The organism is Streptomyces sp. JJ38 (genome assembly GCF_019303475.1).
GTDB lineage: Bacteria > Actinomycetota > Actinomycetes > Streptomycetales > Streptomycetaceae > Streptomyces.
Genome location: NZ_JABLSI010000020.1, coordinates 1 through 22,813, shown reverse-complemented (window position 1 = coordinate 22,813; position 22,813 = coordinate 1). Strand labels below are relative to the sequence as shown.

Genomic DNA, 22,813 nt, shown 5'->3' with positions numbered 1-22,813 from the left:
CGGCGCCGCCCGGCCTCACCGGGCGCCATACCAGACCGTGGTGGCGTTGCAGAACTCGCGCAGGCCGTGCCCGGCCAGCTCGCGCCCGTAGCCGGACCGCTTCGTGCCGCCGAAGGGCATCCCCGGGTGCGAGGCCGTCATCCCGTTGAAGTAGACGCCGCCCGCCTCCAGGTCCGCCACCAGCCGCTCCTGCTCGGCCTCGTCCCGCGTCCAGGCGTTCGAACTCAGGCCGAACGTGGTGTCGTTGGCCACCGTGATCGCCTGGTCCAGCCCGGAGACCCGGTACAGGGTCGCCACCGGGCCGAAGGCCTCCTCCCGGTGGATGCGCATCGTGGACGTGATGTCGGCCAGCACGGTCGGCTCGTAGTACCAGCCGGACGCCAAGTGCGCGGGCCGCCGCCCGCCGCACAGCGTGCGCGCGCCCAGCGAGACGGCGTCATCGACGAGCTCCTCCAGGTCCGCACGGCCCTGCTCGCTGGCCAGCGGCCCGACGTCGGTGCCCTCGGCCAGCGGATCGCCCACCGTGAGCGCGGCCATCTCCTCGGTGAAGCGGGCGGCGAAGTCGTCGTAGACGTCGCTGTGGACGATGAACCGCTTGGCCGCGATGCAGGACTGACCGGTGTTCTGCACCCGCGCGGTCACCGCGGTGCTCACCGCGCCGTCCAGATCGGCCGAGGGGAGTACGAGGAACGGGTCGCTGCCGCCCAGCTCCAGGACGGTCTTCATGATCTCGTCGCCGGCGATGGACGCCACGGACCGCCCGGCCGGCTCGCTGCCGGTCAGCGTCGCCGCCGCGATCCTCGGGTCGCGCAGCACGCCCTCGATGCGGCGGGCACCGATGAGCAGGGTCTGGAAGCACCCGTCGGGATACCCCGCTCGCCGGAAGACGTCCTCCAGGTAGAGGGCGGTCTGCGGAACGTTGGACGCGTGCTTCAGCAGCCCCACGTTCCCCGCCATCAGCGCGGGCGCGGCGAACCGCACCACCTGCCACAGCGGGAAGTTCCACGGCATGACGGCGAGCACCGGGCCCAGCGGCCGGTACCGGACGAAGACCCGGGAGGCGCCGGAGTCCTCGACGTCGGCGGGGCGCGGCTCCTCGTCGGCGAGCTCGTCCTCCGCGTGCCGCGCGTACCAACGCATCGCCTTCACGCACTTCGCCGCCTCGGCGCGCGCTGCGCCCAGGGGCTTGCCCATCTCCATGGTGATCATGCGGGCCGCCGAGTCCTGCTCCGCCTCCAGCACCTCGGCGGCCCGCTCCAGCAGGGCGGCCCGTTCGCCGAAGCCGGTGCGCCGGTGGACGCCGAAGGCCGCGGCGGCCTTGGCGAGACGCTCCTCGACCTCCTCGTCACTCAGCTCGTCGAACGTCCTGAGCGTCTCGCCGGTGGCCGGATTCACGGTGGCGATGCCCATGGCCACTGCCTCCTCGATACGGTGACGTCCCGGGGTCCGCCCCGGCTGCCCACCCGCGTACCCACTCTCGTCCCGACCGTGCACGGCCGCGCGTCCGTGCTGGACGGAGGCGTGCCGGGTGAGGGCGCCGTCACCTCGCGTCGCCGCGCTATGGGCACCCAACCGCTACAGGACGTTCACGTTCCGGAGCCGAGGCCCATGCCACCCTCGTGTGACCGGTTCACGTCAATCTGTCGTGCTGTGGTGCCCTGAGGCCACCGGCACGCGGACGTCTGGAAGGGACTCACCCATGCCCGTCCTCCACACGGCGCGGCGGCGGTTCGGCGCCGCCCTGATCGCCGGGGCAGCACTCACCGCCGTGGCCCTCGGCTCACACGCCACCGCCACCCCCACCCCCGCTCCGTCCACGTCCTCGGCGGCGTCGTACGAAGCCCCCGCGGGCTACTACGACGCCGCCGAGGGCAAGAGCGGACAGCAGTTGAGGCAGGCGCTGCACGACATCGTCGACGACCACGACACGCTGTCCTACAGCGAGGTCTGGGGCGCCCTGCGCGAGACCGACGAGGACCCCTCCGACTCCTCCAGCGTCATCCTGCTCTACTCGGGCGACTCCAGGAGCGAGTACGACAACGGCGGCGACGTGGACGACTGGAACCGCGAGCACGTGTGGGCCAAGTCCCATGGCGACTTCGGCACCTCACGCGGCCCGGGAACCGACCTCCACCACCTGCGGCCCACCGACGTGAGCGTCAACAGCGCACGGGGCAACAAGGACTTCGACCACGGCGGCAGCCCGGTCCACCAGGCCCCCGAGAGCTACACCGACCACGACTCCTTCGAGCCCCGGGACGCGGTCAAGGGCGACGTCGCCCGGATGATCTTCTACATGGCCGTCCGCTACGAGGGCGACGACTCCTTCGCGGACCTGGAGCTCAACGACCGGGTCGGCAACGGCTCCGCCCCGTACATGGGCCGCCTCTCCGTCCTCAAGCAGTGGCACGAGCAGGACCCGCCGGACACCTTCGAACAGCGCCGCAACGAGGTCGTCTACGAGCGCTACCAGCACAACCGCAACCCGTTCATCGACCGCCCCGAGTGGGTCGGGAGTATCTGGCCGTAACGATTCAGCGCGGCGCGAGCCGCCGCCCCGGGCCCCTCGCGGGCCGGGGCGGCCGGCCTCGCGGACGCGCCTCGCACGCCGCTACGAGGGGTCGTGTGTCCCGTTCCGCACGTACCCGAGCTCGACCGCCCGGCAGGCCCCGTCCGCCGCCTCGGCCTGGGCCAGCAGCAGGGGCAACTGCGGCGGCCACAGCGGCTCCGGCGCGCGTCGCAGCTCCGCGGGCGACCACCAGCGCCAGGCCAGGATGCCGTCCTGCGCGTGTGCCGCGGCCACCCCCTCCGCGGGGTCCCGTCGTGGGCCCCGGGCGAGGTAGATGTGCTCGTGCTGCCGCACCGGCACGCCCGAGCGGGTGTAGTCGTGCTCCCATGTGCACAGCAGCGGCCCGGGCTCGACATCCCGCCAGCCGGTCTCCTCCGTCAGCTCCCGTCGCGCGCCCTCCCGGAGCGTCTCGCCGGCGTCGAGCCCGCCGCCCGGCATCGCCCAGTGGACGCCGACCTCCTCGTTGTCGTACCGGAACATGAACACCGCGCCGTCCGGATCCAGGACCGCGATGCGCGCCGCGCGCCGGGGAATTCGCATGCCGTCAGCCTAGGCGGCGTCTGGGGCGACAGCTCTGGAAGGCGAGGTGGTGCGGTCAGCCGTCGGCCTCCGCCGGGGGCGCGGTCGCCAGGAGGGCCTCGGCCGCGCGTCGGGCGTGACCGGCGGCCGCCGGGTCACCGCTGATCGCCGCCGTGGTGATCGCGCCGTCCAGCAACAGCAGCAACTGCTGAGCCAGTGCCGGCGCGTCGCCGCGTCCCAGGTCGCGGGTGAGGCCGGTCAGATACGCCCCGACGGCCCGCTTGTGGTCCCGGACGGCGCGTACCACGCCGTCGGACACGGCTCCCGCCTCGCCGAAGGCGTTGATGAAGGCGCAGCCCCGGAACCCGTCGTCGGCGAACCACCCGGCCAGCCAGTCGAAGACCGCGAGCACCCGGCCGTGCGGGGTCGCCCCGTGCTCGTCGACGTAAGACGACAGGGCCTCCCGCCAGCGCGCGTCGCGTCGTCGCAGGTAGGCCTCGACGAGATCGGCCTTGGCGGGGAAGCACCGGTAGAGCCGTTTGAGCGAGAGCCCGGAGGCCGTGCGCAGCGCGTCCATCCCCACCGCCTGGATGCCGTGCGCGTAGAACAGCCGCTCGGCCGTGTCGAGCAGCTGAGTACGGGCTTCCTCGTCGTTCACACCATCTCCCACTACCGCAGAGAACGATCGTTCCCTATGCTAGTCGCCCAGTGGGAGAACGATCGTTCTCTGTCTGTTCTCATGAGAGGAACCCGCCATGGCACGTCCCCCCTTTCCGCCCTTCGACGCGGAGGCGGCGCGCAGGAAGGTCCAGGCGGCGGAGGACGCGTGGAACACGCGCGACCCCGAACGCGTGGCGCTCGCCTACACCGAGGACTCGGTCTGGCGCAATCGGGACCGGTTTCTCACGGGCCGGGAGGAGATCGCGGCCTTCCTGCGCGACAAGTGGGCCCGCGAACACGACTACGCCCTGCGCAAGGACCTGTGGGGCTTTCACGAGAACCGCATCGCGGTGCGCTTCCAGTACGAGTGCCGCGACGCCGACGGCCAGTGGTGGCGCAGCTACGGCAACGAGATGTGGGAGTTCGCGGAGGACGGGCTGATGCGCCGTCGGGAGGCGAGCATCAACGACGTCGCGATCAGCGCGGCCGAACGCCGCCTGTTCGGGCCGCGCCCCGCGACGGAGCACGGAGCCCCGCTGCCCCTGCGGTGAGCGGTGGGAGCCGCGGGCGAGGCGCGGCCCGCGGCTCCCACCGACCTCGGTCACGGCTGGTCGTCGATGAGCGTGATGGCACGCAGTGGGCAGGCGGCGGCCGCGTGCTCGACATCGTCGTAGAGCTCCGCCGCGGGTGCGGCTTCGTAGACGAGGCGCTCCTCGTCGTCGAAGGCGAAGACCTCGGGTGCGGCGAAGACGCACTGTCCGTGGTTGTCGCAGAGGTCCATGTCCACGGTGATTCGCATGCTGTGCTCCGTTGCTGTCAGAGAGGGAAGAGGGCGGCCCGGCCCCAGGGGCCCGGCCCCCGCCCGGTCTGGCCTGGGCGGGGCGCCGCGGCTCAGGCGACGGGAGGGTTGAAGCGTGAGTAGTCGGGTGTGGTCCAGCGCAGCGGCGAGGCCGCGGAGATCTCCCGGACGTCCTCGACGCGGAACTCGACGAGCCGCTGCGCGCCGGGGACCTCGGCCGCCTCCTCGGCGTCCCATACGACGTGCGCGGTGCCCGACAGGTGCAGGACGGCGCCGGTCTCCCAGTCGGGGAAGAGCAATCCCGCGGCGGGATTGAGCTCAAGGTTGCCGAGGGTGAGGAACATCGCGTTGCCGGTGTAGTCGGGCCAGCGGAGCAGCGTGGGGGAGAGCACCTGGACGAAACCCGGGTTGCCGCCCCGGTGGGAGGCGTCGGCCTCGCCCGCCTCGGATGCTGTCGCCACGAAGAACGTGTCCGCGCGAGCCACCGCCGCCTGCTGGACGGCGCTCAGCTCGCACCCGCGGAGGACACGGCGGTCCGGGCCGGGGGCACGCCGCTGAGGCCGGCGCTTCTGGAGGTACTTGGGGCAGTTGGAGATGACCTGGTCGAACTCTACGCGCAGACCGTCCCCGGCGCGGTGGACGCGGCCGTTCATCCGCATCCGGCGCCGGGTGGCGGGCTCGATGGCGATCAGGCCCACCCTGGCCGGACGGTGTGGGGCCGCCTCGGCCAGGGTGCCCGCCAGGGGGTCGTCGGGGTGGGGGAGGGCGTCGATGAGCAGCGTGTGCGGGTCGGGCACGCTCAGAAAGCCCGGATCCGCGGTCAGTTGGGTGGCCCAGATGCTGCCGTGGGGATCGGCGCCGCCGAGCACGATCATCGGTTGCCCGGCCAGGAACTCCCGCGCCACGGGCGGGACCGCCCGGCCGATGGCGCGGCCCGAGCGCCGTGCCTGCTCGGCGAGTCCGGCGCGCTCCTGCACTGCGATCTCGCCCCGGTGGTATGCGGTCACGTTCTCGTCCTTTCGACGGCCGGGAGTGGGCGGGTGGCCGCGCCCGCTCGGCGCGGCCACCCGCGTCGGCCACCGCTCGTGGCCGTGCTGGTACGGCGCGGCTCAGAAGAAGCCGCAGGTGGGTGCGCCGGACGTCGGAGCGTCGGCCGGGTCGGCCCCGGACGGCGCGTAGACCTCCAGCCGGGTTCCGTCGGGGTCGGTGAAGAAGATGCCGCCGGACGAGGCCTGTTCGCCGTGCGGGACGACTCCGTCGTAGGAGAACTCGGCTCCCAGGTGCCGCAGGGCCGCCTCGGTGGCCCTGACCTCGTCGATGGTGTCGACCTGGAAGGAGAGGTGGTGCAGGCCGGGCCGGTCGGTGGCGAAGGCCCCCTCGCTCTGCTGCCAGAGCGTCACGAGGAGCTGGGCGTCGCGCCCCAGGAACGCCCAGCGGCGGCCCTCTTCCTTGCCCTCCGCCAGGACCGCGAAATCGAAGACCTCGCGGTAGAAGGCGAGGGAGCGGTCCATGTCGGTGACGTTCAGCCCGACGTGCCCGGTCTGCAGGTTCTTGGCCTTGCTCATCGTCGATCACATGCCTTCGTCAGGGCTGCGAGCCTCCTCGCAACCGGTAAAACTGACTTTAACGGTTAGGTGTCGACGGTGCAACCAGTGATCAAGGCTTGGCCGGTTACTGTGGAGGGGTGTTCCCTTGGCCGCCGCACAGGAAGGACTCACCCGCCGTGCCGGCACAGCCCGAAGCCGACCCCCGTCCGCTCACCGGCGAACCCCTCGCCATCGACCTGCTCAACACCCGCTGGATCGACGGCGCGGGCCGTCACGACCTGCTGGAAACCCCGGACGGACTGGAGATCTGGCTCGCGGCGCGTCCGGTACGCGAGGCCCTGGGCGGGTCGAGGGTGCCCCCCGGCCAGGGCACCCTCGACCGCGTCCTCCAGGCCCGTGCCGCCCTGGACCAGGTCATCGCCAGTCCCGCCCGCCCCGCCCCGGCCGCCGTCGCGGCCCTCAACGCCGTCCTCGATCACGGCTGGGTACGCCACCGCATGGGCGAGGACGGCGGCCCGGCCGCCGAGGTCGAGGTGGACGAGCCGTCCTGGCTGCCCGCCTGGGCCGCGGCCCGCGACTACCTGCGGCTGCTCGCCGAACGCCCGCACCGCATCCGGCCCTGCGGAAACCCGGAGTGCATCCTGCACTTCTACGACGTCTCCAAGAACGGCACCCGCCGCTGGTGCTCCATGGCCGGGTGCGGCAACCGGGCCAAGGCGCAGCGCCACTACACCCGCCATCGCCGCGCGTGAGCACGCCCGCGAGCCGGGCCGGCTCTCGGTGTGGGCACCCGCGCAACGCCGCGGGGGAGTTACCCCTCCGCGGCCCGCTTGAGCCGCTGCAGGGTCCTGCGCATGCCCTGGCGGTTGACGTCGGCCCGTGTGTGGGCGGGCGTCCCGGTGAAGACGAGACCGAGAAGCCCGGTGACGCGGCCACCGCGTCCGGTGCGCAGGTCCTCCCAGGTCTCGGTGACCCGCGTGCCCTCACCCTCGGGCGCGAACCGGTAGGTCCAGCGGGCCACGGGCAGACCGAAGACGCTCACGTCGAAGGCGAACCGCTCCGAAGGCGATGCCTGGGTGACGCGACACCGGGTGAACCAGACGAAGAGGCCCTTGCGGTTCAGGCCCAGGAAGCTCCGGCCGGTGACGGCCGGGCCCTTCGGACCCAGGACCGCCCAGCACTCCGGGCTGTGCCGGGTCATGGCCCGCATGTCGGAGACCGTCCGGTACAGCTCCACCTGCGGGGCCCTCACGAGGATGTCCTCCTCGACTGTCATCTGGCGGTCCATCATCAGCCTCCCGGCCCCGAGATCGAACACTCAGAAGTATGCGGCAGGCGAGTACCGATATCCCAACCACCCATGCTCCAAGGAGCGTTGCCCAAGACGCAGGGCTCCGGACCGGGCGGGCGCGAACACCGAACGGCCGACGCCGCTCCGGGAAAGCGCCACGGCCGTCGTCCGCCGTCCGGTCGGGGAGGACGGCGGTGGAGAACTCGAAGTCGTCGCCCTCCTGCTCACCCGGCGCCGAGAAAGCGCAGACGACCAGGCCCTCGGAGGTGGCCGGATCGGCGTCGGGGCACGGGGCCCAAACCCCCGGGTCCGCTACGCCTCGATACGTCGGCCCCGGCCGTCCTGGGTGTCCCCGGCCGCCGTGCCCAGGCCCTGGGAGTCCGGCAGCCCGGCCAGCCGCCGGTCCAGGTCCCGGGGCCAGTCCGCGGCGACGTCGGCGTCCATCGTCTCCAGCCGGGAGCGCAGGGGGTCGATCTGCTCGGGGGTGCAGACCTCGGCGACGGTCGCGTACAGCGCCCGCAGCCGCCGCTGCACCTGCATCGAGGAACTGCCGAAGTGCCTGATCTCGTCGGTGGCGATGCAGACGTAGTCGGTCCAGGAGCGGGACCGGTGCTGGAACGCGGCGGTCGTGCCGACGGATGGCCGGGCGGCGAGGCGGGGCGCGATCCGCACCAGCAGGTCCTCGATGTGGTCGAGGCACTGCACCGCGCGACCGGGGTCGTTGATGGACGGGGAGAGTGCCTTGAGCGCGATGTCGACGAACGCGCGCAGCGCTCCGGCCGGGTCGGTGGCCGCGCTGTACGTGGTGTCGAACAGCAGGTGGCGCATCAGTTCCCGGCGCTTCAGCGGCCTCGTACCCGGCCGCACCACGAAGAGCGGGGCCTCCCGGGCGACGAAGTCACCGGTGACCGGGATGAGCCGGATACGGGCCCCGGTGCGCCGGGCGAGCCGCTCCAGGCCCGGACCGTCGCAGGCGATGAGCACCTGGCCGCGTCCGGGCGGGGTGCCGAGCGGGATCACCTCGGGCTCGGCGTCCGTCCGGGCGGGCTCCTCGCTGGGGCCGGTGTGCTCGCCTCCGGGGTGCGTGCGGTCCACGGACCTGCTCCCCTCGTCGGCGAGAATGCGCAGGAGCTGACCGGAGTTCAGCACGGTCGTCACCCGGGCGACGAGCGCGAAGAACAGCACGGCGGACGCCACGGCCAGCAGGATCGCGAAGAGCATCGACAGGACGGGCCGGTAGTCCTCCTGGCTCACCGCGAGGCGCACCGAGATCATCAGTGCGTAGATGAAGGTCGTCATGAACGTGCCGACCGCCCAGCGCATCACGAGGTCCTGCTGGAGGATCGGCACCACGCGTACCGACAGTTGCGACGCCCCGAACTGCATGGCCATCGTGATCGCTGTGAACACCAGGCCGGTCAGGGTGATCATCCCGCCCGCGACGGCGGACAGCAGCGTGGCCATGGAGCCACTGTCCAGGTGGGGAAAGAAGCGCTCGCTGAACTCCTCCTCCACATAGGCGACCTCACGGTCGATCAGCGGGAACACCCACGACAGCAGCAGGCCCGTGCCCAGCAGCGTCAGCGGCAGCGGCCAGGTGCGGGGAGCGCGCAGCCGCTGGCGTGTCAGGTACCACTTCCAGCGACCATGAGCCATGTCCAGAATGTACCGTCATGGCCCCCGCCTGGCATGCGAGCGGTGCCGCCCGAGGGCACCGGCCACCGACGGGAGGACGGCGGGCCGGCCACCCTCACCGCGGTCCGCACGTCCCGGCTCAGGCCGGTTCCTGGTGCCGCTCGGGCGGCCCGGAGGCGACATCGACCAGCAGCCGGACCCCACCCGTGAGGACGGACGCCGGTTCCGCCCGGCAGGTGCCGCGCCGGGCGCCGAGGCTGATCCCGGCGGTGATCCCGGGGCCGAAGCCCGCGATGAGCCCCCGCGCCCGTCCTGGCGGCATCCTCCCCGAAGGGACGTTCGAGTGCGTCGAGGGCGACGCGGCTGGCGATGTTGCCGCGCTCGGTAGGCGTGGCGAGCCTGAACCGCCGCGCAGCTCACCGCCGTTCCGCGCGCCCGTCACCCGGGCCGAACGCCTCCAGCGCCTCCGCGTCGCTCGCCCGCGCCGCCAGGAAGTAGTCGGCCCACTCGGCCACCCCGGGATACGTCGAGTCCGCCACGACCTGTGCCCTGGCGGACTCGACGTCGAAGAGCGTTCTCCGCAGCTCGACCCCCGGCCCCAGCAGCGCCCAGTGTGCCCCGGTCCTGCCGTACGGCATACCGACGCTGCCGGGATTGACGACGAGACGGCCATGGGCCAGTCGGACGAACGGCATGTGGGTATGGCCGCACACGACCGTGCGCACATCGCCGTCGAGCCCGTGGAAGACCTCCGCCCAGCGTTCGAGCCCGGAGTCGACCAGGACGACCTCCTCGTCGTCCCTGGGTGTCGCGTGGCAGAAGAGCACCCGCCCCAGCCCGTCGACGGACAGCTCGAGCGAGCGCGGCAGTGCGGCAAGGAGGCTCACGTGTTCCTCGTCGAGCTGCTCGGCGGCCCACGGGGCGATGGGGTCGGGCAGCGTCGCGCGCAGCCCCCGGCGGAACTCCACCAGCTCCCGGTCGGCGTTCCCGCCGACCCACAGGGCGCGGTCCCCCAGGCCGGTCAGCATGTCGAGAACCCGCGAGGGCTGCGGACCCGCCGCGAGGTCGCCCGTCAGCACGATCCGCTCCGCGGAACGCACCTCGGGCTCGGCCAGCACGGCCTCCAGGGCCGGAAGGACACCGTGAACGTCGGACAGGACGGCGATGCGGTTCGTCATGACGCCCACGGTCACCCAGGACCGGCGGTGAGACGACCGCGTTTCGCCCCGGGCGCAACCGGCCCGGCTCCCGGGTGCCATGACGCCTCCCCCGCCGGGGGCCTGGCCTGCTCGTCCCCACCGCGGCCGGAGCCGGTCCGCTCTCCCCTGCCCGTGCTGCGGCGCCCCGCACGACCGCCCGGCACGGGCCGGGCCCGACCGCCCACCGGAGCTCTCCCTCTCCCACGGCGGTGACCTGGTGCTGATCGCCCTCGCCCCGGTCCCGGTCGGCGTCGACGTCCAGCCCCACCGTCCCCCGCACACCGTCGCGAAGCCGCTCCGCGTACCGCACCCTGTCGAGCGCGCCCGGATTTGGGCCCCGGACCCGGCCGGGCTTGCGGCCCGCCCAGCCGGGCCCGCACGGAGGCCTGCCTCAAGGCCCGCGGCGCCGGGCTGGCCCGCGAGCCGGGTGCAGGCGACTCCGGGCACGCCGCCGCCCTCGCCGCCCGGCGAGCCGAGCCCCCACTGCTCCACCGCGCCCTTCCCCAGTGCGCCGCCGGCGGGTAGTCGACGCGGACCGCCGACGCGGGCGGGAAGGCGGGCGCGTCCCGGCCCCTCGCCCGGAGCACCCTCACTGGGCCGACGTCGACGGGCCCAGCTGCAGGCTGTTCTCCCAGATCCTGTTGAGCGTCTGCACGAGCTGCTCGAACGGGAAGCCACACCCGAGGACGAAGTGCATGTAGGCCAGGCGGCTCACCATGGCACCCAGGGCGTAGGCGGTCAGCAGCGGGTCGAGCCGCAGGTCCGCCTCCCCGGCCTCCTGCAGGCTGCGGATCATCCTGGCGTTGCGGTGGGCGAAGGCCTCGTTGCGCCTGATCCGCAGATCGCGGAACTTCTCGTTGATCTGGGCCACCTGCTCGAACAACGCCATCAGGCGGGCATTGCGTTCGTATGCCTGCAGGTACTCGCGGTTGGCCGCGTCGATGAGACGGCGCGCGTCGGTGATGCCGGTACGTGCGCGGAGGCGCGGCTGCAGCATCTCGTCCTGCACCCTGGCGACGAGCGCCTCGAAGATCTCTTCCTTGCTGTTGAAGTAGGTGTAGAACGACCCCGTGGCAACGTTGGCGGCCTTGGCGATGTCCGCGGTCCGGGCGTCGAGGTAGCCGTCGCGCTCGAAGACTTCGCGGGCGGCCAGGACGAGTGCGTTACGGGTCCTGACGCCGCGCTGGCTTCGCGGAGTGATCCGGGCCCTCTGGCGCTCTTCGGCTGCGACCTGGGAAGCCAATGATCCATCCACTTCGTACGAACCGGTGCCGGGGCGCCCATGCTAACCGCGATCGTCTGACGCCGCCGTCGGCGCACCGAGTCCGCCGAACCCGCCCACCGGTTCGCCAACACGCGGCTCTACGCGGGTGTTTGGGGTGTGTCTCTTGAATATGACGTCGGACTCAACTATACAGGGTTCCGCGAGGACCAAGGTGCGAAGCCCGGCCTGTGGGGAAGTCAACTCCCCCTGCACGAGCGGCGCTTCAGTCACGGGGGGTGTCGTGGAGCTGCTCGCTGTCGCTGGCCGTGCCAAGCGCTCAGGCAACGATCCGGCACCCTGCGTTGCGTGCCCACCGGACACAGGGGATGCGTCACCGGCCGCGCCGTGCCTGGCGCCGACCGGTCCGGCAGGCCACCCAACCGCGCGTTCCCGCCCGTCGGCGAAACGGAGCTGATGGCGTGGACGAGTCGGCTGGTATCCAGGGCGGAGCGACCGAGGTGCCGCGCGGGGTGCTCACCGACTTCGGCGGCCTGCTGTCCACCGGTGTCCTGGCCTGGTTCCGTGCCTTCTCCGAACGCGTCAGTGGTGCGCCACTCCTCCTGGAACGGCTGTTCCGCGAGGGCCGAGAAGCGGGCGAACCGCTGGGGTTACACGAGTGCGGACGGATGACGGACGCCGAGTGCGACCGGCGGCTGGCGGACGGGCTCCGCGCCGAGGGCGTGACCGTCGAATCCTCGGGCCTCGTCGACGCCGTGGCCTCGGGCAGGCGGCCCGACACGACGATGCTCCAGGCCATACCCCAACTACGTACCCGGGGCGTACCCGTGGCGATCGTCTCCGACACGCTGGGCGACAACTGCTATCGGGGATACGACCTCCACGACCTCGCGGACGTCGTCGTGCTCTCCAGCGAGACGGGCAGCCGCAAACCGGGGGGCCGCATCGACCAGGTCGCCTGCGAGCGACTCGGCCATCCTCCCTCGGCCTGCCTCGTGAACGACGATCTGGAGCAGAACCCGCGCGGCGCCGCGAGGCTCGGCAGCCGTGGTCTTCGCCATGTGCGAAGGGAGGAGACCACACGCGCAGGACGGGGGATGTTCGGGACCGGGGCCCTCGGCGGCGGAGCCCGCGGGGCGCGGTGACACGCCAGCCGGCCCGGAACCCCCGGCCGAAGCCGAGGAGGACGGAGGCATCCATGCCCACCATCAAATCCAGCGGCACGACGATCTCCTACCTGGACACCGGCGCACCGGCCGGACGACCGGAGGCCCAAACGATTCTCTTCGGACACGGCCTGCTCTTCAGCGGCTGGGTCTTCCACCCGCAGATAGCCGCTCTGCGTCGACGCTACCGCTGCGTAGCCATCGACTGGCGCGGCCAGGGCGACACCCCCGCCACCCCGGGCGGCTACGACATGGACACCCTCACCGACGACGCCGTGGCCCTCATCCGCGCCCTCGGCGTCGCACCGGTGCACTGGGTGGGGCTGTCCATGGGCGGCTTCGTCGGACAGCGACTCGCGGCCCGGCACGGCGAACTGGTCCGCTCCCTGACGCTGTTGGACACCAGCGCCGGGCCTGAGCGGCGCTGGCTGGCCGGCAAGTCCAAAATGCTGGCCCTGGCCCAGCTCCTGGTCGGAATCCGGCCACTCCTGGGCACGCTCCGGCCGCTGCTGTTCGGCCCCGCCTTCCTCGCCGATCCCGCCGGCAAGGCGACGCTGGACGCGTGGGCCGCCCGGCTCCAGCGCAGCGGACGCACGGCGCTGCGCAAGGCGACCCTGGGCGTGGCCAACCGCGCCCCCGTCGACACGGAGATCACCGGAATCACCGTGCCCACCCTCGTCGTCGTGGGCGCCGACGACGAGGCCACGCCGCTGACGGAGGCACAGCGCATCGCCGAGCTCGTCGACGGTGCCCGGCTGGAGGTCGTCGCGGACTGCGGGCACACGAGCCCCCTGGAACAGCCGGAAGTGATCACCAACCTCCTGGCGGAGTTCCTCGCCGCGTCGGCCGGGCACGCCGTCCCACCGCCCGCCGAACCACTCCCGAAGGGAGAACCGAGTGCGGATCACACGCCATGAGAACGAAATGCCCTGCCGTGTTCGCCGGCGACGGAATCCGGAATTCGCCAGGCGGGGCGATGTTCCGGGCCCGTGGGCCAGCCTTCCGGAAACGGAATCACGCCCCCACGACGCGCCCTGCCGCCGCACCGAACGACGACTGACTTCGAGGGCCCTGAAGACAAAGAACGCATAGACACGGCACACGCGATTCTGCCACTGTAGTGCTCGACGATCTCTCCACTCGGAGACCTGGGGTTGAGTATGGCTGAGGAAAGCGTACGACCCGCAACAAGCCGCTCGGATTCCATACCCGGAGTCGGCATGTCCACCCCCCGCCGGAAAACGATCAGCAACGAGTACATCCACCGTCTGCAGCGTCGGCACTTCCTGCTCTTCGACATCCTCCCCATCGTGGGAACCGCCATCGCCGTCGCATTCCTCGCGGTCCATCCGTTCGGCTTGACCGAACTCGTCCTGTTCCTCGCGATGTGGCTCCTGACCGGCCTGGGAGTCACCGTCGGCTACCACCGCCTCTTCACGCACCGAACCTTCAAGGCGGCGCCCTCCGTCTCCGCCACCCTCGCGGTCTTCGGGTCGATGGCCGGACAGGGTGGCCTGCTGTCCTGGGTGGCACTGCACCGGCGGCACCACGAGTGCAGTGACCGAGAGGGAGACCCGCACTCCCCGAACCTCTCCGGCGGCGGGCTCACCGGCATGCTGCGCGGCCTGGTGCACTCCCACTTCCTGTGGATGCGCCGCCACGCGTACCCGAACATCGTCCACTACGCCCCGGACCTGCTGAAGAACCGCTCACTCGTCCGCGTCGCACGCCTCTACTACTACTGGGTGGCGCTGGGCATGCTCGCGCCCGCCCTGGTCGGGGGCATCGCCTACCAGAGCTGGACCGGCGCGGTGAGCGGCCTCCTGTGGGGCGGCCTGGTCCGGATGTTCGTCCTCGAGCACATCGTGTGGGCCATCAACTCCTTTCTCCACATTTTCGGCACCCGCCCGTACGCGTCCAGGGAGAACAGCCGAAACGGCGGAATCTTCTCCCTCGTGACGCTGGGGGAGTCCTGGCACAACAACCACCACGCATTTCCCGAATCCCCCTCGTTCGGGCTCGACTGGTATCGCCTGGACCCCGGCTACTGGCTCATCAGACTGCTCGCGCTCTTCGGCCTGGCCAGTGACCTCAAGGTCCCGTCCAAGGAGCGGATGCGGACGAAACGTGTCACCAACAACCCCGACGACGCCGCTCGCGGCGCCGCTGCGTAAGGGAGTACGCCCATGGACGCCAGCAAGGACGCCATCATCACCTGGTGCCAGGAGTATGTCGCCGGCATCGTGGAAATGCCCGTGGAAGACGTGGACCCGGCGGCGGATTTCGACCGGCTCGGGATCGACTCCGCGGTTGCCGTGTCCCTCCTCGTCGAGGTCGAGGAACGCTACGACGTCGACCTCCCGCCCGAGGCGCTGTTCGAGAACCCGAATATCAACGCCGTCGCCGAGTACCTGCATCGCCAGATCCAGCAGTCCGGGGTGTAGCGGCGGTGACCCCTGGGGAAAGCACACGCACCGCCGAAGCGGCGGCGGCCGTTCGCCACCACTACGACGTCGGAAACGACTTCTACAGCCTCTGGCTCGACCCCTCCCTCACGTATTCGTGTGCCCTCCGAGAAGGCCCCGACGACACGCTGGAAGCGGCCCAGCAACGGAAGCTCGACTTCCACCTGGACGCCATCCGAGCCCACCGGGCCAAGAGCGTCCTGGACATCGGATGCGGCTGGGGATCGGTACTCGAACGCCTCTCCCGGACCCCGTCCGTCGAACGTGCCGTGGGACTCACGCTCAGCACGCAGCAGGCCCACTACGTGACGTCTCGCGGGTATCCCGGCGTCGACGTGCGCATCGAGGACTGGCGGACGTACGAACCCGGCGCCCCCTTCGACGGCATCATCTCCATCGGCGCGTTCGAGCACTTCGCCACCCCCGCCGACTCACCAGCCGACAAGATCGACGTCTACCGGGAGTTCTTCACCCGCTGCCGCGGATGGCTGACCGACGACGGCATGCTGTCACTGCAGACGATCGCCTACGCCAACATGCGCCGCGACAGTGCCAGCGCCTTCATGCAGCAGGAGATCTTCCCCAACGCGGACCTGCCCACCCTCGCGGAGATCACGACAGCGGCCGAGGGCGTCTTCGAAGCCCAGTCCGTGAGCAACGGACGCCTCGACTACGCCTGGACCTGCGAACAGTGGGCACGCCGACTCCGCGCGAACCGCGAGACCGCCACCGCGGTCGCCGGACCCGAGACCGTAGCCCGGTACGAGCGGTACCTGAAGCTCTCCGCCCTCGGCTTCCGGATGGGAAAGATCTGTCTGCTCAGGCTGCTCCTCAGGCCCTACAGCACCACATACTTGGGCAGCCACGGGGGGCAGCGAGGATGACGCCGGACACGACCACCACGGCTGCACCGGGCACCTCCCGACCCACCCGTGCCCGCGTCCGCTTCAACCCCTTCACCGAGGCCTTCCGCCGCGACCCCTACCCCAGCTACCGGCAGCTCCGGGAAGAGCGACCCGTCCACCGAACACTGGGCATGTGGGTGATCACGCGGCACGCCGACGTCGAGGCGGTGCTACGGGACCGCAGCTTCAGCGCCGGGCTCATCCCCCAGCTCGTCAGCGACCAGGCGAGCCGCCTGGGACAGGACACCATGGGGCGCATCGAACGACTCGGCAGGAAGTCGCTCGTCTTCACCGACAACCCGGACCACGCCCGGCTGCGCGGACTGGTGAACCGGGTCTTCACCGCGCAGGAGACCGCCGCGCTCGGCTCCCGCGTCGCCGACACCGCGGATCGACTCCTGCAGCGCGCCTGGGACGACGGGGGCATGGACGCCATCGCCGACCTCGCCGCCCCCTTGCCGGTCATGGTGATGTGCGACTGGATGGCACTGCCGGAGCAGCTGCGCGAGCACGTCGCCCAATGGACCCACGACATCCGCTTCCTGCTCGAACCCGGGCTGATGAAGGCGGCGGACTTCACCCGCGTCCGCGAGGCCGTCGACACCTTCGCCAACGCTCTGGAGGAGGTCCTCGCCGAGCGCCGCGCCCGGCCGGGCGCGGACCTCATCAGCAGGCTGCTAGCCACCAGGACGGCCGGCGGCGACCGGCTGAGCGAGGAGGAACTCGTCTTCGTCTGCATCATGTGCTTCGTCGCGGGGAACGAGACCACGAAATCCCTCATCGGCAACGGCCTCCTGGCACAGCTCACCCACTCCGACCAGGCCGACCGACTCCACCGTGCGCCGCACCTGGCGGGCAACGCCGTCCACGAAGCCCTGCGCTACGACAGCCCCCTCCAGCTCACCAAGCGGCTGGCCACACGCGACGTCGAAGTCGGCACCGAGCTCATCCGGGAGGGCGACCAGGTCCTCCTCTGCCTCGGCTCCGCGAACCGCGACCCCGCGGTGTTCGACCGGCCCGACGCGTTCGACATCGACCGCGACGCCGGGCGGCACCTCGCCTTCGGCCACGGGATGCACGGCTGCCTGGGCGGCATGCTGGCCGAGCTCCAGGCCCGGATCGCCTTCGCACGCCTGTACCGGCGAGTCGAACGTCTCGAACTCCAGCCCGGGGAACTCCAGTGGCAGGACCACAGCTTCATCGTCCGCGGCCTCAAGAGCCTGCCGGTCGCGGTAAGGGGCCCCAGATGACCCTTCACCGCTCCCAGCCCAGACCCTGGCTGCGGTACGATCCCCCGCCCGGCGACGTCGGCCTGCTCTGCCTGCCCCACGCCGGCGGCGGCGCCTCCTCCTTCACCAGATGGCTCGACCTGTTCCCACGCGGCATCACACCCGTGCGGGCCCAGCTCCCCGGGCGCGAGGACGCGGCGTCCCTGCCACCGCCACGCACGGTGTCCGAGGTCGTGGCGGTCCTCCTGAACGAGACCGGCCGGCTGGCCGGCGCCCCCGTGGCCCTCTACGGCCACAGCATGGGAGCGCTCATCGGCTTCGAACTCGCGCGAGCCCTCACCGCGGCGGGCACCCCGCCGGTCCATCTGTTCGTCTCCGGCCGTCGCGCACCCCACCGGACGGCGACCAGGCCGGCCATCCACGACCTTCCCGACGAGGAGTTCATCCACGCCCTGGACGCCATGGGCGGAGCGAGCGGCGCGGCCACCCAGAGCTCCGCCTTCCGCCGCTACGCGCTGCGGCTGATCAAAGCCGACCTGCGGCTCTGCGAGGAACACGCCCACCGTCCGGGCCCGCCGCTGACCTGCCCGATCACCGTCTTCTACGGCACCGGGGACCCGGTGGTGGACCTCGGCGAAGTCGAGGCCTGGCAGTCCCAGACGACGGGCCCCTTCGCCCTGCGGACCTTCCCGGGCGACCACTTCTTCCACCAGCGCCACCGCGTGGACATGGCGGCGCACATGGCCGACGCGCTCGCGACAGCGCTCACCGGCACCGCCGCGAATGGAGAGGACAAGAATGCGGCACCGAGCATTACTTCCTGAGGTCCTGCGGAGCCGCGCCGGACGTCATCCGTCGAAGCGTGCCTACGTCTTCCTGAACGGGTACGGCGAGGAAGCCGACGAGATCACCTATGGCGGCCTGTACGCACGCGCGATGGCGGTGGCCGAGGAACTGGTCGGGCACTGCAGGCCCGGTGACCGGGCACTGCTGCTCTTTCCGCCCGGGCTCGACTTCATTGTCGCCTACTTCGCGTGCCTGTACGCTCACGTCGTCGCGGTGCCCGTCAACCCTCCGCGCAAGAGCCGGGTCCACCAAGCGACGCTCGGCATCGTGCGGGACTGCGAACCGGCCGTCGCGCTCACCGCCGGCCCGATGGCCGACACCGGTAAGCCGCTCCTGGACGCGGTCTGCGGGACGCTGCGCTGGATCCGGGTGGACGAGCCGCGGCCGCCCGCGGACCCGGGGTTCGCCCCAGAGCCTCCCACCGCCGACTCCCTGGCCTTCCTGCAGTACACGTCGGGTTCCACCTCCGCCCCGAAGGGGGTGATGGTCTCGCACGGGAACCTCGCCGCCAACCAGGAAATGATCAGGAAAGCCTTCGGCCACGACGAGAACTCCACGGTCGTCGGCTGGGCCCCGTTGTTCCACGACCAGGGCCTGATCGGCAACGTTCTGCAGCCCCTCTACGTCGGCGCGAGCAGCATCCAGATGTCACCCACGGCGTTCATCCGCTGGCCGCTGCTGTGGCCGACCGCCGTATCCCGGTACCGGGCCCACAGCAGCGGGGGCCCGAACTTCGCGTTCGACGCCTGCGTCACGGCGCTCGAATCCGCCCTCGAACGAGGCGGCGAGGAGAAAGTGTCCGGCCTCGACCTCGGCTCTTGGAAGGTCGCCTTCAACGGGGCCGAACCCATCCGGCACGACACGCTGCGCCGGTTCCACGAGAGCTTCGCGCCGTTCGGGTTCAGCCCCAAGGCCCTCTACCCGTGCTACGGACTGGCCGAGGCGACCCTGCTGGTCACCGGCAGCAAAAAGGGCCGTGGCGCACGCACCGTCCTGGTGGACGCCGAGGAGCTCGGCCGCAAGCGCTACGCCGAGGCACACGGGGGACGTGGCCGGCCGCTGACCGGCTCCGGGCTCGTCCTCGACGGGGAGGAGGTCCGCATCGTGGACCCGGACACCCGCCGTCCCTGCCGCCCACAGGAGGTCGGCGAGATCTGGGTGCACGGTGACCACGTGGCACAGGGCTACTGGAAGAACCCGACAGCGACCGCCGACACCTTCCAGGCCACCTGCGAGGGCGATCCCCGGGGGTATCTGCGCACCGGGGACCTCGGCGTGATCGTCGACGGCGAACTCTACGTCGTGGGCAGGCTGAAGGACTTGATGATCATCCGGGGGCGCAACTACTACCCGCAGGACATCGAGCAGACCGTACAGTCGGCGCACGAGGCCGTGACCCCTGGTTCCGGGGCCGCGTTCTCGGTACCGGGCGCGGGCGGCGACCAGCTCGTCGTCGTCCAGGAGGTCAAACGCGGCCACAAGCTCACCGCCGATGCCAAGGACGTCGCCGGATCCGTTCGCGCGGCGATCGTGCAGGAACACGAACTGTCCGTAAAAGACCTCGTGCTGGCCCTTCCGGGACAGCTGCGGAAGACCAGCAGTGGAAAGATCATGCGCGCCGCGGCCAGGGAAACCTATCTGGAGGGCGGCTTCACGCCTTGGGAAACCGGCACGGCGCCGGGCCGGAGCCGCTGAGCGGGTGCCCCCCACCGTCCACCGACCGAGAGAGAGTCCCCACCCCATGACTGAGTTCAAGGCGGCCAACCCGGATTTCGCGCAGGCCGTGAAGACGGCGGTGCTGACCATGCCGGCCGCGCGACATCTGGGCTTCGACTTCGGCCGGGTGGAGCCGGGGGAAGCCGAGATCATCCAGCCGTACCGCAAGGAACTGACGGAGCACAGCGGATTCTTCCAGGGCGGAGTGATCGGCTCCCTGGCGGACTTCGCCGGAGGCTCGGCGGCCGGCACGCTGCTGCCGCCCGGATGGGTGAACATGACCATCGACTACACGGTCAAGATCCTGGCCGCCGCGAAGGGCGAGCAGCTCGTCGCGCGCGGCAAGGTGGTCAGGCCGAGTACCACCATCACGGTCGCCGCCGCCGAGGTCTTCTCCGTGGAGTCCGCGGGGGAGAAGCTCTGCGGCACCGCCCTGGTGACCATGCGCAACATCAAGCTCCACAAAAGCTGACGCGGCGACCCGGCTGGGCGAGTGGCGGGCCGGCCAGTGCCTACCGCTCGCCGTCGTCGGATGGTCGGCCCCCAGCCCGGACGTGGGGACCTTAGGAACCCTGCTTGGCCCGGACGCCTTCGGCGATGCGCTTGCCCAGGTACGGGTCGATGTTCGTCCAGTACGTGAAGGCACGCTCCAGGACCGGCTCGCTCACCCCGTCGAGGAGATGGCCGACCACGTTGTCCACGAGACGGTCACGGGCCGCGTCGTCCAGGACGTCGCGCACGAGGGTGCCGGGCTGCCCCCAGTCGTCGTCCTCCGGGTGTGAGACGTAGGCCGACCGGGTGATCTCGCCGTCCGCGGTCCAGCTCGGCGGGCTCCCGTACCGCTCGGTGTCGGCGGCGGGCCCGCCCTTGGAGTTCGGAGCGTAGACCGGATCGGACGTCTTCCGGTATGCCATCGCCCCGTCCTTGGAGTACGTGTGGACGTCGACGACGGGCGCGTTCACGGGCAGCTGCTGGTAGTTGGTGCCGAGGCGGGCCCGGTGGGCGTCCGCGTACGAGAAGAGCCGCGCCAGCAGCATCCGGTCCGGACTGGGCCCGATGCCGGGGACGAAGTTGTTCGGCTGGAAGGCGGCCTGCTCGATCTCGGCGTGGTTGTCGGTGGGGTTGCGGTCCAGCGTCATGCGGCCCACCGGGAGCAGCGGATAGTCGCCATGCGGCCACACCTTGGTCAGGTCGAAGGGGTTGAACCGGTACGCCGCCGCCTCCTCATACGGCATGACCTGCACGTGCAGCGTCCACGACGGGAAGTCCCCGTCCCGGATGTGCTCGAACAGGTCCCGCATGTGGAAGTCCGAGTCGACGCCCGCCAGGTGGTCGGCTTCGGCCTGGGTGAGGAACTCGATACCCTGGTCGGTCTTGAAGTGGTACTTCACCCAGAACCGCTCGCCGGACGCGTTGATCCACATGTACGTGTGGGACGTGTACCCGTTCATGTGGCGCCAGGTGCGCGGGATGCCCCGGTCACCCATCAGCCACGTGACCTGGTGCGCGGACTCGGGCGAGAGGGTCCAGAAGTCCCACTGCATGTCATGGTCGCGGAGGTTGCTGTCGGCCCGGCGCTTCTGGGACCGGATGAAGTGCTGGAACTTCATCGGATCCTTCACGAAGAACACGGGCGTGTTGTTGCCGACCATGTCGTAGTTGCCCTCGGAGGTGTAGAACTTCACCGCGAAGCCCCGGGGGTCCCGCCAGGTGTCCGGGCTGCCGCGCTCCCCGGCCACGGTCGAGAAGCGTGTGACAAGCTCGGTGCGGGTCCCCGGCTGGAACAGCGCCGCTTTGGTGTACCGGCTGACATCGTGGGTGACCTCGAAGCGGCCGAACGCGCCGCTGCCCTTGGCGTGCGGCTGCCGTTCGGGAATCCGCTCCCGGTTGAACTGGGCCATCTGCTCGATCAGGTAGGCGTCCTGGAGCAGGATCGGTCCCCCTGCTCCCACGGTGAGCGAGTGCTCGTCGCTCTCCACCGGGGCGCCGGAGTCAGTCGTCGTCGAGGGTCGGCTCTGCGTCATCGCTCTCTGCCCTTTCGTCGCGCACGACCACCTTCCTCCTGCTCGGCGAAAGCCGCTACCTGAGGTGCGCTGATGGTGCCGGACGGGGCAGGCGGAAACGGAAGCGGGCCGCGGCAGTGCCCCGATCTTGGTGCACAGGACATCGAAGACGCGTTCGGAGCGGCCTCGACTCCCCGTGTCGACGCGCAGGTGCCATGGGAAGGGGACGCGGGGGAATCGGCGAAAGTATCGGCACCTGCGGGGGTGACCGTCCCGTCACTTTCGCCGTCGTTTCAGCGCTGGCTCTTCTTCAGGGCGGCCACGTAGGCCTTCATAAGGCGGTCGCGTACACCCGCGGAGGCAGGGACCAGCCGTCGGCGGCGGTACCCTCGGCCCGGTCCAGCAGACCTCCGACGACGGGCATCCTGTCGCGGACGGTGCCGTGGGAATCGACGGACACCCGGGGCGCCGTAGGCGTCGGCGTGCCCGGCGTGGATGGCACGGATCTCGGCGACCGCCGCCACCTCGCGGGCCTCGCGTTCGACGTGGGCCTCTACGGTGACCAGGTGCCGCTAATAGCCGGATCGAGAGCCCCTCAGGACCCGGCACAGCCGCTGGACACCGAAGTTGGCACGGTGCTGGGAGATGAAGTTCCAGCGGCGGTTCTTCACGTCACTTCCCGGGCGAAATACGCGGCTGCCCGGCGTGGGATCTCGCGTTCCAGCTGCCACTGCTTCTCCGCCCTCAGCAGCTTGGCGTTCTCGGCCCGCAGCCGGGCCAGCTCCTGCGCCGCGCTGTCGCTGTTCCCGCCTTGCGCGGTCGGCGACAGGGCGCCAGCGTCCCTTGCAAGGGCTGGAACCGAGACTTGCCCACAGCCTTCGAAGAGAGCAGATCGTAGCCACGTACCTGCGACGACGCCGCACAGCAGGACTCTTCCTTGTCGGCTTCTCCGACTGCGATCTGCGGGACTCGCAACAGCGACTGCCGTGGGCCTTGACCCCGGATCTTGGACACACGAGACACTGGATCCTGAGGATCTGAG

Annotated in this window: 25 protein-coding genes; 12 read left to right on the top strand and 13 right to left on the bottom strand. The window is 70.9% G+C overall.

The features are described 5' to 3' along the window. Positions 1 to 15: 15 nt before the first annotated feature. Positions 16 to 1,410, bottom strand: a complete 1,395-nt coding sequence (locus HPT28_RS13625; RefSeq protein ID WP_219091322.1) for an NADP-dependent succinic semialdehyde dehydrogenase — start codon at positions 1,408 to 1,410, stop codon at positions 16 to 18. Between the two features lie 289 nt (positions 1,411 to 1,699). On the opposite strand from HPT28_RS13625, the gene HPT28_RS13620 reads away from it, so the two are divergent. Continuing rightward, complete coding sequence (locus tag HPT28_RS13620) at positions 1,700 to 2,530, top strand: endonuclease I family protein (protein ID WP_219091321.1); 831 nt, start codon at positions 1,700 to 1,702, stop codon at positions 2,528 to 2,530. Positions 2,531 to 2,611: 81 nt separating this feature from the next. Here the strand turns inward: HPT28_RS13620 and HPT28_RS13615 are convergent, their stop codons facing one another. Together HPT28_RS13615 and HPT28_RS13610 are read right to left on the bottom strand one after the other, a co-directional pair. Continuing rightward, the gene (locus tag HPT28_RS13615; protein ID WP_219091320.1) at positions 2,612 to 3,109 is read right to left on the bottom strand and encodes an NUDIX hydrolase; all 498 of its coding nucleotides are present in this window, start codon (positions 3,107 to 3,109) and stop codon (positions 2,612 to 2,614) included. A gap of 55 nt (positions 3,110 to 3,164) precedes the next feature. Beyond that, positions 3,165 to 3,746 carry a TetR/AcrR family transcriptional regulator gene (locus tag HPT28_RS13610; protein ID WP_219091319.1) on the bottom strand — a complete coding sequence of 194 codons (582 nt, stop codon included), beginning with the start codon at positions 3,744 to 3,746 and terminating at the stop codon, positions 3,165 to 3,167. Between the two features lie 97 nt (positions 3,747 to 3,843). On the opposite strand from HPT28_RS13610, the gene HPT28_RS13605 reads away from it, so the two are divergent. Beyond that, positions 3,844 to 4,299, top strand: coding sequence for a nuclear transport factor 2 family protein (locus HPT28_RS13605; RefSeq protein ID WP_219091318.1), 456 nt, complete (start codon positions 3,844 to 3,846; stop codon positions 4,297 to 4,299). Positions 4,300 to 4,349: 50 nt separating this feature from the next. Here the strand turns inward: HPT28_RS13605 and HPT28_RS13600 are convergent, their stop codons facing one another. The 3 genes from HPT28_RS13600 to HPT28_RS13590 all read right to left on the bottom strand — a co-directional run bounded on the left by HPT28_RS13600 (position 4,350) and on the right by HPT28_RS13590 (position 6,112). Further along, positions 4,350 to 4,547: a ferredoxin gene (locus HPT28_RS13600; RefSeq protein ID WP_219091317.1), complete on the bottom strand. Its 198-nt coding sequence runs from the start codon at positions 4,545 to 4,547 to the stop codon at positions 4,350 to 4,352. Between the two features lie 92 nt (positions 4,548 to 4,639). Beyond that, positions 4,640 to 5,554 (bottom strand): pyridoxamine 5'-phosphate oxidase family protein, encoded by a 915-nt coding sequence (locus HPT28_RS13595; protein WP_219091316.1) that lies wholly within the window; start codon positions 5,552 to 5,554, stop codon positions 4,640 to 4,642. A 102-nt stretch (positions 5,555 to 5,656) separates the two neighbouring features. After that, entirely contained in the window at positions 5,657 to 6,112 is a 456-nt protein-coding gene (locus HPT28_RS13590) for a VOC family protein (RefSeq protein WP_219091315.1), read from the bottom strand. Positions 6,113 to 6,270: 158 nt separating this feature from the next. Between HPT28_RS13590 and HPT28_RS13585 the strand changes: the two genes are divergently transcribed. Further along, complete coding sequence (locus HPT28_RS13585; RefSeq protein WP_219091314.1) at positions 6,271 to 6,846, top strand: CGNR zinc finger domain-containing protein; 576 nt, start codon at positions 6,271 to 6,273, stop codon at positions 6,844 to 6,846. Positions 6,847 to 6,905: 59 nt separating this feature from the next. On the opposite strand, the gene HPT28_RS13580 is transcribed toward HPT28_RS13585, so the two are convergent. The 5 genes from HPT28_RS13580 to HPT28_RS13560 form a co-directional block, all read right to left on the bottom strand. Beyond that, a complete protein-coding gene (locus HPT28_RS13580; protein WP_257578572.1) occupies positions 6,906 to 7,370 on the bottom strand; it encodes an SRPBCC family protein in 465 nt (154 codons plus the stop codon). Positions 7,371 to 7,697: 327 nt separating this feature from the next. Continuing rightward, positions 7,698 to 9,041, bottom strand: a complete 1,344-nt coding sequence (locus HPT28_RS13575) for a DUF2254 family protein (protein WP_219091312.1) — start codon at positions 9,039 to 9,041, stop codon at positions 7,698 to 7,700. 118 nt (positions 9,042 to 9,159) lie between these two features. Then, on the bottom strand, positions 9,160 to 9,342 hold the full coding sequence (locus HPT28_RS13570) for a hypothetical protein (protein WP_219091311.1): 183 nt from the start codon (positions 9,340 to 9,342) through the stop codon (positions 9,160 to 9,162). Positions 9,343 to 9,436: 94 nt separating this feature from the next. Then, positions 9,437 to 10,198 (bottom strand): metallophosphoesterase, encoded by a 762-nt coding sequence (locus tag HPT28_RS13565; RefSeq protein WP_219091310.1) that lies wholly within the window; start codon positions 10,196 to 10,198, stop codon positions 9,437 to 9,439. A gap of 610 nt (positions 10,199 to 10,808) precedes the next feature. Beyond that, positions 10,809 to 11,462 (bottom strand): TetR/AcrR family transcriptional regulator, encoded by a 654-nt coding sequence (locus HPT28_RS13560; RefSeq protein ID WP_257578571.1) that lies wholly within the window; start codon positions 11,460 to 11,462, stop codon positions 10,809 to 10,811. 440 nt (positions 11,463 to 11,902) lie between these two features. On the opposite strand from HPT28_RS13560, the gene HPT28_RS13555 reads away from it, so the two are divergent. The 9 genes from HPT28_RS13555 to HPT28_RS13515 all read left to right on the top strand — a co-directional run bounded on the left by HPT28_RS13555 (position 11,903) and on the right by HPT28_RS13515 (position 20,240). Beyond that, positions 11,903 to 12,586, top strand: coding sequence for an HAD family phosphatase (locus HPT28_RS13555; protein WP_219091309.1), 684 nt, complete (start codon positions 11,903 to 11,905; stop codon positions 12,584 to 12,586). A 53-nt stretch (positions 12,587 to 12,639) separates the two neighbouring features. Further along, positions 12,640 to 13,524 (top strand): alpha/beta fold hydrolase, encoded by an 885-nt coding sequence (locus tag HPT28_RS13550; protein WP_219091308.1) that lies wholly within the window; start codon positions 12,640 to 12,642, stop codon positions 13,522 to 13,524. 303 nt (positions 13,525 to 13,827) lie between these two features. Then, a complete protein-coding gene (locus HPT28_RS13545) occupies positions 13,828 to 14,781 on the top strand; it encodes a fatty acid desaturase (RefSeq protein ID WP_219091307.1) in 954 nt (317 codons plus the stop codon). A gap of 12 nt (positions 14,782 to 14,793) precedes the next feature. After that, positions 14,794 to 15,051 (top strand): acyl carrier protein, encoded by a 258-nt coding sequence (locus tag HPT28_RS13540; protein WP_219091306.1) that lies wholly within the window; start codon positions 14,794 to 14,796, stop codon positions 15,049 to 15,051. A 5-nt stretch (positions 15,052 to 15,056) separates the two neighbouring features. Further along, positions 15,057 to 15,956, top strand: a complete 900-nt coding sequence (locus tag HPT28_RS13535) for a cyclopropane-fatty-acyl-phospholipid synthase family protein (protein ID WP_219091305.1) — start codon at positions 15,057 to 15,059, stop codon at positions 15,954 to 15,956. Beyond that, positions 15,953 to 17,227: a cytochrome P450 gene (locus HPT28_RS13530; protein WP_219091304.1), complete on the top strand. Its 1,275-nt coding sequence runs from the start codon at positions 15,953 to 15,955 to the stop codon at positions 17,225 to 17,227. The genes HPT28_RS13535 and HPT28_RS13530 overlap by 4 nt, the downstream gene beginning before the upstream one ends. Next, positions 17,224 to 18,030, top strand: coding sequence for a thioesterase II family protein (locus tag HPT28_RS13525; protein WP_219091303.1), 807 nt, complete (start codon positions 17,224 to 17,226; stop codon positions 18,028 to 18,030). The genes HPT28_RS13530 and HPT28_RS13525 overlap by 4 nt, the downstream gene beginning before the upstream one ends. Beyond that, the gene (locus HPT28_RS13520) at positions 18,005 to 19,747 is read left to right on the top strand and encodes a fatty acyl-AMP ligase (RefSeq protein ID WP_219091302.1); all 1,743 of its coding nucleotides are present in this window, start codon (positions 18,005 to 18,007) and stop codon (positions 19,745 to 19,747) included. The genes HPT28_RS13525 and HPT28_RS13520 overlap by 26 nt, the downstream gene beginning before the upstream one ends. Positions 19,748 to 19,793: 46 nt before the next feature. Further along, positions 19,794 to 20,240: a PaaI family thioesterase gene (locus HPT28_RS13515; RefSeq protein WP_219091301.1), complete on the top strand. Its 447-nt coding sequence runs from the start codon at positions 19,794 to 19,796 to the stop codon at positions 20,238 to 20,240. A gap of 91 nt (positions 20,241 to 20,331) precedes the next feature. Here HPT28_RS13515 and HPT28_RS13510 read toward each other — a convergent pair whose 3' ends face one another. Beyond that, positions 20,332 to 21,792 (bottom strand): catalase, encoded by a 1,461-nt coding sequence (locus tag HPT28_RS13510; RefSeq protein ID WP_219091300.1) that lies wholly within the window; start codon positions 21,790 to 21,792, stop codon positions 20,332 to 20,334. 310 nt (positions 21,793 to 22,102) lie between these two features. Beyond that, positions 22,103 to 22,231 (bottom strand): hypothetical protein, encoded by a 129-nt coding sequence (locus HPT28_RS26885; RefSeq protein WP_257578592.1) that lies wholly within the window; start codon positions 22,229 to 22,231, stop codon positions 22,103 to 22,105. Between the last annotated feature and the right edge of the window lie 582 nt (positions 22,232 to 22,813).